The sequence below is a fragment of the Methylocystis sp. JR02 genome, from assembly GCF_030063565.1.
Classification (GTDB): domain Bacteria; phylum Pseudomonadota; class Alphaproteobacteria; order Rhizobiales; family Beijerinckiaceae; genus Methylocystis; species Methylocystis iwaonis.
Genome location: NZ_JASIRC010000001.1, coordinates 305,259 through 317,741, shown reverse-complemented (window position 1 = coordinate 317,741; position 12,483 = coordinate 305,259). Strand labels below are relative to the sequence as shown.

Below are 12,483 nucleotides of genomic sequence, written 5' to 3'. Positions count from 1 at the left end.
GATGATAGACGCCGCCGCGCAAAAGACTGGCTTGGTCATCAACTACCAACGCCTCGTCGACGTCGCGGTCTTTATATTCGTGGCTTGCGGCGCGATCGCGATCATCGAACCCTCGCCCTATGACTTCGCCTCGCTCGTCGCCATGCCGCTCTGGTTTCTCGGCGGCTTTTCGATCAACCGCAGCTTCCTCGTCTTCGCCTTTCTGATCATCGCCTATACGATGATGGGCTTTCTGGCGCTCATTCCCTATTGGGACAGCGCCGACTCATCACTCTACCAGTATCAGTCGGCCTATCTCGTTCTCACCGGCCTATTTTATGCGCTCTTCATGGGCAATGAAACGAACCGCCGCGTGAATTTATGCCTCAACGCCTATATCGCCGGCGCGTTGATCGCATCGATCGCCGGCATTCTCGGCTATTCCGGCATCCCCGGGTTTGGCGAAGGCGTCTTCCTGCATGCGGGCCGCGCCTCCGGCACGTTCAAAGACCCCAATGTTCTCGGCTCCTTTCTCGTGCTGCCGATCGTCACTCTGGCGCATCGGCTGATTGTCGGACCAACGCGCAGCGTCATTCTCACAGGCGCGATGCTGCTCGTCGTTTTCCTCGGCATGTTTCTGTCTTTCTCGCGCGGCTCCTATGGCGCGACAGTCGTCGCTTTCGTTCTGATGCTCGCCTCCGTCTTCGTCGCCTCGACGGATCGGAAGATGAAACGCCGGATCGCGATGGCTGCGCTTGGCGCCGTGGCGATGATCGGCGTCGTGATCGCCGTGGTTCTCTCAGTCCCCGAGACCCGGGAATTCTTCTCCCAGCGCACAGCAGCCACACAGGACTATGACGAAGGCTCCACTGGTCGTTTCGGCAATCAGCTCCGCTCGATCCCGATGCTGCTCGATCGATTCATGGGCTTCGGGCCGTTGCGTTTCCGCCTTATTTTCGATCTCGAGCCGCATAATTCCTATGTTGGCGCCTTCGCCAACAATGGCTGGATCGGCGGCTTACTCTTCTTTCTACTCATCGGCGTGACGGCCTTCATCGGCTTGCGGCTGATGTTCACGCTCTCGCCCGCGCAGCGTCAGGCGCAAGCCGTCGTGCCTGCGGCCATCGGCCTGTTCCTGCAAGGCTTCCAAATCGATGTCGACCACTGGCGCTTCGTCTTCTTCATGCTCGGCGCCGTTTGGGGCCTCGAAGCGCAGCGGCAGAGATGGATCTACCGAGGCCGGGAGCCCCTCACCCCACCTTCGCGCCCCGCCGCGCCGGCTTCTTCTCGCTGACGAGCGGCCGCCGCGCCATCACTTCCGCCAGATAACGGCCGGTGTGGCTGCGCTTTTCCTTGATGATGTCGGCGGGCGGGCCCGCCGCGACGATCTCGCCGCCGCCGTCGCCGCCCTCCGGCCCCATGTCGATGATCCAATCGGCGGTCTTGATCACTTCGAGATTGTGCTCGATCACGACGACCGTATTGCCCTGTTCCACAAGCTCGTGCAGCACTTCGAGCAGTTTCGCCACATCGTGGAAATGCAGGCCCGTCGTCGGCTCGTCGAGAATATAGAGCGTGCGGCCCGTTGAGCGGCGCGACAGCTCCTTCGACAGCTTGACGCGCTGCGCCTCGCCGCCCGAGAGAGTCGTCGCCTGCTGCCCGACATGGACATAGTCGAGGCCGACGCGCTTCAAGGTCTCCATCTTGTCGCGGATCGACGGCACGGCCTTGAACAGCGTCGCCGCTTCCTCGACCGTCATATCGAGCACATCGGCGATCGATTTTTCGCGGTATTTCACTTCCAGCGTTTCGCGGTCGTAGCGCTTGCCCTTACAGACGTCGCAGGTGACGTAGACGTCCGGCAGGAAGTGCATCTCGATCTTGATGACGCCGTCGCCCTGGCACGCCTCGCAGCGCCCTCCCTTCACATTGAAGGAGAAACGTCCCGGCGCATAGCCGCGCGCCTTCGCCTCCGGCAGGCCGGCAAACCATTCGCGGATCGGCGTGAAGGCGCCCGTATAGGTCGCGGGATTGGAGCGCGGCGTGCGGCCGATCGGCGACTGGTCGATGTCGATGATCTTGTCGATATGCTCCAGCCCTTCGAGCTGATCGAAAGGCGCGGCAACCTCATGGGCGTTGTTGAGACGCCGCGCGATCGCCTTGTAGAGCGTCTCGATCACGAGCGTCGACTTGCCGCCGCCGGAGACGCCCGTCACCGCCGTGAAAAGCCCCAGCGGAATTTGGGCGTCGACATCCTTGAGATTGTTGCCGCGCGCGCCGGAGAGCTTGAGCCAACGCCCCGGCGTCGGCTTTCTCAGCTTGTGGACGAGCCGCACCTGCTTCTCGCCGGTGAGATATTGGCCGGTCAGCGAGACAGGATTGTCCATGATCTCCTGCGGCGTTCCCTGCGCCACGATCCGCCCGCCATGAATGCCGGCGCCGGGGCCGACGTCCACCACATAATCAGCGGCAAGTATCGCGTCCTCGTCATGCTCCACGACGATGACGCTGTTGCCGAGATTGCGCAGCCGGCGCAGCGTATCGAGCAGACGGTCGTTATCGCGCTGATGCAGGCCGATCGACGGCTCGTCGAGAACGTAAAGCACGCCTGTCAGCCCCGATCCGATCTGCGACGCGAGACGAATGCGCTGGCTCTCTCCGCCGGACAGCGTGCCGGAGTTGCGCGAGAGCGTCAGATAATCGAGACCCACATCGACGAGGAAGGTCAGCCGCTCGCGAATTTCCTTCAGGATGCGGAAGGCGATCTCGTTCTTCTTTTTGTCGAGCTGGCCCGGGAGCTTGGTGAACCACTCCAGCGCCATGCGCACCGAGAGTTCGGACACCTCGCCGATATGCTTGCCGGCGATCTTCACCGCGAGCGCTTCCGGCTTCAGGCGGAAGCCTTCGCAGGCAAGACACGGCGTCGCCGACATGAAGCGCCCGATCTCCTCCCGCGCCCATTCGCTATCGGTTTCGAGAAACCGCCGCTCCAGATTGATGACGACGCCCTCGAAGGGCTTCTTCACGTCATAGGCGCGGAAGCCGTCCTCATACGAAAACTTGATCTCCTCCTTGCCGGAGCCGAAGAGAATGACGTTCCGCGCTTTCTCGGGCAGGTCCTCCCAAGCGCTGTCGAGCCGAAACTTGTAGTGCTTTCCCAGCGCTTCGAGCGTCTGCATGTAATAGGGCGAGGATGACTTCGCCCAGGGCGCGACGGCCCCTTTGCGCAGGGTCAGCTTGGGATTGGGCACGACGAGATCGGCGTCGACCTTCTGCTCGCAGCCGATGCCGCCGCAGGTCGGACAGGCGCCGAAAGGATTGTTGAAGGAGAAAAGCCGCGGCTCGATCTCAGGGATGGTGAAACCCGATACCGGACAGGCGAATTTCGACGAGAAGACGATGTGTCCCGGCGCATAATGCGTCGAGACATTGGCCGCCGCCTGCGCGAGCTCCGCGCCCGCTTTGCTGTCGGCGAATTCGATCACCGCCAGCCCGCCGGCGAGATCCAGCGCCGTTTCGAAACTATCGGCGAGGCGCGACGACATATCCTTGCGGACCACGATGCGGTCCACGACCACGTCGATATCGTGCTTGAGCTTCTTGTCGAGCGGCGGCGCGTCGGCGATGTCGTAATAGGCGCCGTCGATCTTCAAACGCTGAAAGCCGCGCCGCGTAAACTCCGCGATCTCTTTCTTATATTCGCCCTTGCGGCCGCGCACGACGGGCGCGAGCAGATAGAGCCGCGAGCTTTCCGGCAAAGCGAGCACGCGGTCGACCATCTGCGAGACCGTCTGGCTCTCGATCGGAAGGCCGGTCGCCGGCGAATAAGGCACGCCCACGCGCGCCCAGAGCAGGCGCATATAGTCGTGGATTTCCGTCACCGTGCCCACGGTCGAGCGCGGATTTTTGGAGGTCGTCTTCTGCTCGATGGAAATGGCCGGCGAGAGCCCGTCGATCTGGTCGACGTCGGGCTTCTGCATCATCTCCAGAAACTGGCGGGCGTAGGCCGAGAGCGACTCGACGTAGCGCCGCTGGCCCTCGGCGTAGATGGTGTCGAAGGCGAGCGACGACTTGCCGGAGCCCGACAGCCCCGTGAACACGACGAATTTATCGCGCGGTATCGTCAAGTCGACGTTTTTGAGATTGTGCTCGCGGGCGCCTCGGATGGAGATGGTCTTTTCGTCGGCCGCACGTCTGGCGGCGTCGAAGGTCTTCTCTAGGGTCTGCGCGGATTTCTTGCTGGTGCTCGCCATTTGCCGAAGGCTGGTAGAAACGCGGGAAACGTCAATCTAAGCGCTGCCGGGGACAAACGCCACTTGTTGCGTTGCGAAAATCGCGGGCGACGCGAGCCCAAGGGGTCAATGAATGCGCAGCGTCCAGTTGTATTTCGCCGGGCGGTCGTTTGCGTCGCGGGACATCATGGAAGCGCCATAAGATAATTTGAGCGTGTACGTCCCTGTTTCCGGCAGGGTGTAGGGGCCGAGCTCGAGCTCGTCCGCGCCGTCCCCGCTGGGAAAGACCAGATTCTCATGCGCGATCGGATCGCCGCGCAGGGTTGCAACCTGACCGGCGCGGGCTTCGAACCTCGCCGCGCAGCCCGGCTTGGCGGACGACAATACGCATGAGAACGAGATCGTATCCGAACCCCGATTCATTTTCAAAATAAGCGGGCATTTTTCATTGCCGGGCTGGCAGCCGGCACCATGAGCCACGCCGGAGAAGAAAACGCCGGCGCCCAACGCAAATATCAGCTCGATAGGTTTCATTTGGGCCTCAAACGGGTGAGTAAAAAATGCCGTTCATAATTTGCTTCGTCGATCAGGCTCGCCCAGCCAAACTTCCCCTAGAGGGCCACCAAATGCACACCACGTCATGGCCGGGCTTGTTGTTCAGTCCGGGGACATAGCCGACATATGTTCGGAGACATGACCGACGCCTTCGGGTTCGGTCAAGTCGATGGTTGCGATCAAGTGCGAGGCGAAGCAGACGGCGAACCGACCGTCCTTGTCGCGGGGGCGGATGGCCAGGCGTTCTCCCCGAAAGGCTTGAGGCACTTTCCACAGACGGCCCTTGAAGCTGATGTAGTCTTTGGAGCGCGGCACGATGCGCAAGATCTCGCCTTCGTCGTATTCGGGCGCGGGCAGGCGCTTTGGCATCGGCCGCGGGCTTGGGCGATAGCGGCTGGCGGGAGGCTTCTGGCCCAAGGCTTCATGCGGGCGTTCGAAATTATAGAAGAAGGTTTGAGAACACCCACAAGACCGCTTGCAGGGAGGTTTTATATCGACTCCATCCGTGGTTCGGGCGTGAGGTCTTCATCCACGCGTCGATTGATAAGACGGATGGCAGCGTATTCCGGTGTTCAGTCGACGGCTCGGACGTCAAGCGGTGGCTCGAGATCCCCGCATGGATGTTTGATCGCGCTGCATGCGGGTCCGACGTACGCTTTTCCTCCGTTCCCGTCGTTAGTCTGCAAGCGCTCAGCGCGTTATCCGCGCTGCTCGATCAGGTGTTGAAGAACACGGCGCCATCATCGAATGCCCGGGTTCCCAGCGCATCCGGAGTCTCTCACGACCCGAATCAGGGAGAGACCCATGGTGCGGAAGACGACGGCGGCAGTGACCGGCAAACGGCTCAAGCGGCGCCTCCCGCCGCAGCAGATGGATTTATTCTCACAGGGGGTAGCGGCCGGCGCACCCAATTGGCTCGACCTGCCAAAGGATGCGCGAGAAGCGCTGATCGGTCTGATGACGCGGCTGATCCTGGCGCATGCGCGGACAACGACGAGGGGAGCCGGCCATGAGCAATGACAAGATCGGCCCTCACCATCTGGAGCGCAAGGCGATCCTCTATGTGCGCCAATCCTCGGCCCACCAAGTGCTGCACAACCGCGAGAGTGGCGCCTTACAATACGCCATGCGAGATCGGCTGACGGCGCTGGGCTTCACAGAGATCGAAGTGATCGATGAGGACCTTGGCCGCTCGGCGGCCGGCAGCGTGCAGCGCGCCGGCTTCGAGCGAATGGTCGCCGAGGTCTGCCTCGGCAAGGTCGGCGCCGTCTGCGCCCGCGAAGTCTCGCGCTTCGCCCGTAATAGCCGGGATTGGCAACAACTGATCGAGATGTGCCGCGTCGTCGATACCGTGCTCGTCGATCAGGAGACCATCTACGCGCCTCGGCACGGCAATGATCGTCTGCTGCTTGGGCTCAAAGGAAGCCTTAACGAATACGAGCTCGATCTTCTACGCCAGCGCTCGCTTTCCGCCCGTTACGCTAAGGCCCGGCGCGGCGAACTCGTCGTTGCGGCTCCGGTGGGCTTCGTGAAGGCCGGCGACCGATACGAGAAGGATCCGGATCGGCGCGTGCAAGCGGCAATCGCGCTGGTCTTCGACAAAATCGAGGAGCTCGGCAGCGCGCGACAGGCGTTGCTTTGGTTCCATGAGCAGGACCTTGAGCTTCCCGTGAAGCAGAGGGATGGCGAGACAACCTGGCGACGGCCCAATTACGCCACCCTCCACAGGATGGTCGAGAACCCGGCCTACGGAGGCGCCTATGCTTATGGTAGAACGGCCGCAACGATGGGATACGGCGCCAAGGGCGCCGGTGCGCAAATCCGCCGCAAAGCACGCGCCGACTGGCTTGCGCTGAAGCCCGGCGCCCACGACGGCTATGTGAGCTGGGAGAGGTTCGAAGCGATCCGCACCATGGTTTCCAGCAACATTCCAACGAGCCGGCATCACGGCGCGCCCAAACATGGCGACGCCTTGCTCGCCGGCCTGATCCGTTGTCGCCGCTGTGGGCGCAAACTGACGCTACGCTATAGCGGCATGCGGCATCATATCCCGCGTTACAGTTGCTCGCGCGGCTGGATGGATAATGGCGAGCCGCGCTGCATCGCGTTCGGGGCTTGCGCGTCGACGATGCAATCGAGGACGCGCTTCTTGGCGTTGTTGGTCCCGGCGCCATTGCCGCATCGGTCGCTGCGGCCGAGGAGGCTGCCGAGCGTCGGGATCAGGTGCGCGACGCTCTTGGCCGCGATCTCGAGGCGGCGCGCTATGCCGCCGACCGCGCTTTCCGGCAGTATGACGCCGCCGACCCTGCCAACCGGCTGGTCGCCAGCGAACTCGAGGCGCGCTGGAATCAGGCCCTTGTCCGCATCGCCGACGTCGAAAGCAAGATCGTTGCGCATGAGGCGGCTTCTCCGACGCCGACGATCGACCCGCCCGCGCTTGCCCTGCTGGGAGCGAACCTCAAAACAGTCTGGTCAGCCCCGACGACGGACGCGCGGTTGAAGAAGCGCATCGTGCGCACGCTGATCCACGAGGTCGTGGCGGATATCGACGACGATGCTTCCGAGATCGTTATCGCCGTCCACTGGACAGGTGGCGTTCACAGCGAACTTCGCTTGCCGAAGCGCCGACGCGGACAGCGCAACAGCACACCCGCTGACATCATCGCCGCCGTACGCGAGCTGGTGCTGATCGCCAGCGACGATCTGATAGCCGGCCTTCTCAACCGCAATGGCCTCAAGACCGGCCACGGCAACCGTTGGACCCGCGAGCGCGTCACCTCGCTACGCTCGCACCATCGCATCCCGGTGTTCAAAGCCGCTGAGGATGGCATCGAGCCCTGGCTTAACCTCTCCGATGCCGCACGCCTATTGAAGGTCACGCCCAAGACCCTCCGACTGGCGGTGGAAGTCGGCGAGATCGAAGCCCGACGGCCTTTGCCAGATGGACCCTGGATATTCGCGCGCGCCGCGCTTGCGACCGACGCGGCCAGATCGATCGTCGAAAGAGCGCGTCGCAACGCGAGATACCCCGCGGGACCAGGCCGCGGCCAGCAAAGCCTATTCCCTTCAATAACATAGAGAGATGGGTGTTGTGATGCGCGGTTGTAGACCTCGCGCCAAGCATCGAAGGCGCGCTGGACCTGGGCTTGGTCGGCGAAGCGCTTCATGGCGAAGACTTCGGCCTTGAGGGTGCGATGGAAGCGCTCGTTCTTGCCGCGGCCTTGCGGGTGATAGGGCCGGGAATAGATGACTTTAACGCCCAGCTTCAAAAGCCAGAGCCGCAAGGCCGTCCAATGGCCCGAGGCGTCCCCCCACGGCGCGCCGTTATCGACGAACAGGGCGTCAGGCAAACCATAGCGTTCGAAGGTCGTCGTCAGATGGCCTTGAACTGTCGAACCTTGTTGATTCCCGCAGGCTTTGAGGCAAGGCGCAAAGCGAGAGTGATCGTCCACGATGGTCAAAGGGTGGCAGCGGCGGCCGTCGGCGAGCTTGACCCAACCTTTGAAGTCCATCTGCCAGAGCTGATTGGGGGCGTCCTTCTCGAAGCGCTGATAGGGCCCGCCCGGCGCGCCTGCGGGCAAGACAATGCGGCCGCGCCGGCTCAATATGGCGTGGATGGTCGAAGAGGCGGGAACGGCGTGGCCGCGCTCTTCCAGAACGCGCCGGATTTTGCGCGCGCCCCAGGCTGGATGGTCGTCCCGCACCGACAGCACCAGCGCTTCGGTCTCGGCCGCGCTCCGCGAGGGGCTGTTGCGCGGCCGGCGGGAGCGATCGGCCAGCCCCGCCTCGCCTTCGGCCCAGCGGGCCAACCATTTGTAACCCGTATCCGGGTGTATGCCGAACCCGCGGCATAGTTCCCGCCGGTTCGCCCCCTCCTGGCTCGCAAGCCGCACAAACTCCCGACGCTGTTCCACGATCGACACCTCCAGCCACGGCATGGACGGCCCTCCAAATTGCCAATCCAAGCCATTGTGAACGTGTCGGCTATGTCCCCGAACACCCGTCGGTCATCTATCCGGACTGAACACTTGTCCCGGCCACCCACGCCGCGCAAACCACGGCGACCGCTGGGCGTACATCGACGCCCTGCCTAAACTTATCATTCACGACCACGCGTCCAGTTTGGACTGTGCCCCTCGGCGTGGGTGGCCGGGACAAGCCCGGCCATGACGTGGGTAGCGACCATGTGCCTGGAGCATCGTCAGGCGTCGTCGCCGCCGGAACCCGACGAGTCGCCCCAGGAGCCGAAAGACGACGAGTCTCCCGACGATCCGCCGGAGCCCCCGCCCCAGCTATGGCCAACGCCCACCTCGGCATGCGCCGGCGCGCGGGAGAGTATTTGCCCGGCAAGCCGCGAAACCGGCATGGATTGCAGCCAGACATGGCCCGGCCCGATCAACCGCGCGAAAAAGAAGCCCTCGCCGCCGAAGATCATGGATTTGATCCCTCCCACGGGCACGACGTCGAAACTGACCGTCGCCGTCTGCGCGACGAGGCAACCGGCGTCGACGTGAATCTCCTCCCCCGGCGCAAGTTCGCGCTCGACCACCATGCCGCCGGCATGGACGAAGACCCAGTCCTGCCCGGCGAGGCGTTGCATGATGAAGCCCTCGCCGCCAAAAAGCCCGGTCATGATCTTCTTTTGAAAGGCCACGTCGATCTTCACGCCCTGCGCGGCGGCAAGGAAGGTCTCGCGCTGGCAGAACAATTCGCCGCCATAGCGGTCGAGACGCAGCGCCAGGATCTTGCCCGGATAGGGCGCGGAAAAGGCGACGCGCGCCGGGTCGCCGCTCGCATTGGCGAAGCGCGTCATGAACAAAGTCGCGCCCGAAAGCACCCGCTTGGCGCCGCCAAGGAGCTTGCCGAAAAAGCCGGTATTCTGCGGCTCGCTCCCATCGCCGAAGATGGTCTCCATGGAGACCGCCGCATCCTTGAACATCATCTGGCCGGCCTCGGCGATCATGGCTTCGCCGGGACGCAGCTCGGCTTCGAGGAACTGCAGCTCATGGCCCTTGATCTCGAAGGCGAGGCCCTCGCCGGCCTGCGGCGCCGGCGGGGCGGCGCTCCACTGCGTCAGACCGCCGCCCCCGAGAAAGGAGCCGCCGCCCTGGATGCCCTGCCCGAGAAATGAGGTCTCATTATCGCCCGCGCTCATGCGCTCCTCCCCTTGGAATCTGGCTGAATCTTAGCGACGCTCCCGCCCGCGAACAATCTTCCGACGTGGACGCAAACGGATTTTGCCGCCATAAGCGCGGCCAATAGAGGCTTCGCCAGAGACCGGCATGAAAAAACCCCTTCACCACCTGCTCTATGTCCAGGTCCTCGCGGCGATCGCGCTCGGGGCGCTGTTCGGCTGGCTCGCGCCGGAAATCGCCGCCGCCGACTGGGTGAAGGCGCTCGGCGACGGTTTCGTGAAGCTCATCAAAATGGCGATCGCGCCGATCATCTTCTGCACTGTGGTGTCCGGCGTCTCGCACATCGAAGACGCCAAGAAAGTCGGCCGCGTCGGCGTCAAGGCGCTGCTCTATTTCGAGATCGTCTCGACTTTCGCGCTGGCGATCGGGCTTCTGGTCGGCAATCTGCTGCAGCCCGGCGCGGGTTTCGCCGGCAAGCCCGACGCGGCGGCGGTCGCGAAATATACCGAAGCCGCCGCCAGGCACAGCGGCGTCGATTTCCTTCTCGACATCATCCCGGAGAGCGCCATCGGCGCCTTCGCCAAGGGCGACATTCTGCAGGTGCTGCTTTTCTCCCTGCTCTTCGGCTTTGCATTGCTGTCGCTCGGCGAGAAGGGGCGGCCGATGCGCCATTGGGTCGACGACGCCGGCCACGCCATGTTCGCGCTCATCGGCATCGTGATGAAAGCCGCGCCCATCGGCGCCTTCGGCGCCATGGCCTATACGGTCGGAAAATACGGCTCGGCGGCGCTTCTGTCGCTCGGCGGCCTGATCGGCGCTTTTTACCTGACGTCGGCGCTTTTTGTCGCCATCGTGCTCGGCGTCATCGCGGCGGCGGTGGGCTTCAACATCTTCCGTTTTCTGGCCTATCTGAAGAACGAGCTGTTGATCGTGCTCGGCACGTCTTCCTCGGAAAGCGCCCTGCCCGCCCTGATGGAGAAGCTCCAGCGCCTCGGCTGCTCCCAATCGGTCGTCGGCCTCGTCGTGCCGATGGGCTACAGCTTCAATCTCGACGGCACCAATATCTATATGACGCTGACGAGCCTGTTCATTGCGCGGGCCATGGGCGTCGAGCTGGATTTCGCCCATCAGGCGACGATCCTTGTCGTCGCCATGCTGACCTCCAAGGGCGCGAGCGGGGTCTCGGGCGCAGGCTTCGTGACGCTGGCCGCGACGCTCACCGCCGTCGATCCGTCGCTGGCGCCGGGCATGTCCTTCGTGCTGGGGATCGACAAATTCATGAGCGAATGCCGCGCGCTGACCAATTTCATCGGCAATGGCGTGGCGACGATCGTGGTTTCGGCCTGGGAGGGCGAACTCGATCGGGAGAAGCTGGCGGTGGAGCTGGCGCCCTCATCCGACCCCTGCTGACGCAGGGGCCACCTTCTCCCGTAAACGGGAGAAGGGAGAGCCGTCCATTTCGGATCACAAATTTTTCAACACGTCTCCTTCTCCCGCGCGCGGGAGAAGGTGGCCCTCGCGTGAGCGAGGGTCGGATGAGGGCGAACCAAGGTCGCTTGCGCCGACGCCTGTCGGATGCTAGAACAAAAAAAGAACACAAGCCCGGCGGCGCCGACGCATCATCTGTGGACAAATGATTCCCGCGCGCGAGATAGGCAAACCGTTGCACTAGAGTGCTCCGCAGAAAGCAAGTGGAGAGAGACATGGCGGGTAGCGTGAACAAGGTCATTCTGGTCGGCAATCTGGGCCGTGATCCGGAAGTGCGGACCTTCCCGTCAGGCGACCGCGTCGTTTCCTTCTCGCTCGCGACCACCGAGTCCTGGCGCGACAAGAGCACGGGCGAGCGCAAGGACCGCACCGAGTGGCACAATGTCCAGATATTCAACGAGGCTCTGGGCAAGATCGCCGAGCAATATTGCCGCAAGGGCGCCAAGATCTATCTCGAGGGCCAGCTCCAGACCCGCGAATATACGGATAAGGACGGCAATCAGCGTCGCGTGACGGAAGTGGTCGTGCCGCGTTTCCGGGGCGAGATGACGCTGCTCGACAGCAAGGGCGGCGGCCGCAGCGAGGGTGATTACGAAGGCGGCGGCTATGGCCAGAGCGGCGGCTCCTTCGGCCGCTCCTCGCCCATGGAGCGCGCGCCCGCCGAGCGCCGGCCGGCTCCGCCCGCGGGCGGCGGCCGCCTTTCCGACCAGCTCGACGACGATATTCCGTTCTGAGCCGCTAAGAGCGATGCGGAGAAAGGGCGCGGTATTGCCTCCCGCCTTCCTTTGATATAGCAGGGCTTACGCGGCGCCGCGCCGCCACCGAGAGCCGGACATGAGCCAGAAGCCGATCAACTACCTGCACCTTTCCACGCTGGTCGCCGTCGCGATCCTCGTCGGGACGGAGCTTGTCGGCGCATCCTGGGCGGCTGGCTGGGCGCTCGGCGGCCTATTCCAGCTCGATCCGATGATCAGCCGCGGCATTGAGATCGTCTTCGCGGCTTTTGGCCTCATCGGCCTCTATTTCTTTATGAAGACCGCGATCCGCAACGAGCCGATCCGCGGCTGAGCGCGCCCAAGCCCTCGTTGAAGCGT

At 63.4% G+C, this 12,483-nt stretch carries 8 protein-coding genes and 3 pseudogenes; 6 read left to right on the top strand and 5 right to left on the bottom strand.

Going from position 1 to position 12,483, the window contains the following annotated elements; genetic code table 11:
• Position 1 precedes the first annotated feature (1 nt).
• Entirely contained in the window at positions 2–1,273 is a 1,272-nt protein-coding gene (locus tag QNA11_RS01365; RefSeq protein ID WP_283481663.1) for an O-antigen ligase family protein, read from the top strand.
• Here the strand turns inward: QNA11_RS01365 and uvrA are convergent.
• The 3 genes and pseudogenes from uvrA to QNA11_RS01350 form a co-directional block, all read right to left on the bottom strand.
• Positions 1,230–4,232: an excinuclease ABC subunit UvrA gene (gene uvrA / locus QNA11_RS01360; RefSeq protein ID WP_283481662.1), complete on the bottom strand. Its 3,003-nt coding sequence runs from the start codon at positions 4,230–4,232 to the stop codon at positions 1,230–1,232. The two genes, QNA11_RS01365 and uvrA, sit on opposite strands and share 44 nt — an antisense overlap.
• A 105-nt stretch (positions 4,233–4,337) precedes the next feature.
• Positions 4,338–4,718: a hypothetical protein gene (locus tag QNA11_RS01355; protein WP_283481661.1), complete on the bottom strand. Its 381-nt coding sequence runs from the start codon at positions 4,716–4,718 to the stop codon at positions 4,338–4,340.
• 150 nt (positions 4,719–4,868) lie between these two features.
• Positions 4,869–5,210, bottom strand: a pseudogene (locus tag QNA11_RS01350) (IS481 family transposase); the annotation flags it as partial.
• A gap of 360 nt (positions 5,211–5,570) precedes the next feature.
• Between QNA11_RS01350 and QNA11_RS01345 the strand changes: the two are divergent.
• The gene (locus tag QNA11_RS01345; protein ID WP_283481660.1) at positions 5,571–5,786 is read left to right on the top strand and encodes a hypothetical protein; all 216 of its coding nucleotides are present in this window, start codon (positions 5,571–5,573) and stop codon (positions 5,784–5,786) included.
• A pseudogene (locus QNA11_RS01340) lies at positions 5,776–7,844 on the top strand (recombinase family protein). Before QNA11_RS01345 ends, QNA11_RS01340 begins: the two are co-directional and overlap by 11 nt.
• Here the strand turns inward: QNA11_RS01340 and QNA11_RS01330 are convergent.
• Positions 7,844–8,704 (bottom strand): annotated as a pseudogene (locus QNA11_RS01330) (IS481 family transposase); the annotation flags it as partial. The pseudogenes QNA11_RS01340 and QNA11_RS01330 overlap by 1 nt on opposite strands.
• 263 nt (positions 8,705–8,967) lie before the next feature.
• Positions 8,968–9,921: an AIM24 family protein gene (locus QNA11_RS01325; RefSeq protein ID WP_283481657.1), complete on the bottom strand. Its 954-nt coding sequence runs from the start codon at positions 9,919–9,921 to the stop codon at positions 8,968–8,970.
• Between the two features lie 127 nt (positions 9,922–10,048).
• Between QNA11_RS01325 and dctA the strand changes: the two genes are divergently transcribed.
• The 3 genes from dctA to QNA11_RS01310 all read left to right on the top strand — a co-directional run bounded on the left by dctA (position 10,049) and on the right by QNA11_RS01310 (position 12,457).
• The gene (gene dctA / locus QNA11_RS01320; protein WP_283481656.1) at positions 10,049–11,311 is read left to right on the top strand and encodes a C4-dicarboxylate transporter DctA; all 1,263 of its coding nucleotides are present in this window, start codon (positions 10,049–10,051) and stop codon (positions 11,309–11,311) included.
• A gap of 293 nt (positions 11,312–11,604) precedes the next feature.
• The gene (gene ssb / locus QNA11_RS01315; protein ID WP_283481655.1) at positions 11,605–12,123 is read left to right on the top strand and encodes a single-stranded DNA-binding protein; all 519 of its coding nucleotides are present in this window, start codon (positions 11,605–11,607) and stop codon (positions 12,121–12,123) included.
• Positions 12,124–12,223: 100 nt separating this feature from the next.
• Positions 12,224–12,457 carry a hypothetical protein gene (locus QNA11_RS01310; protein ID WP_202072554.1) on the top strand — a complete coding sequence of 78 codons (234 nt, stop codon included), beginning with the start codon at positions 12,224–12,226 and terminating at the stop codon, positions 12,455–12,457.
• Positions 12,458–12,483 lie beyond the last annotated feature (26 nt).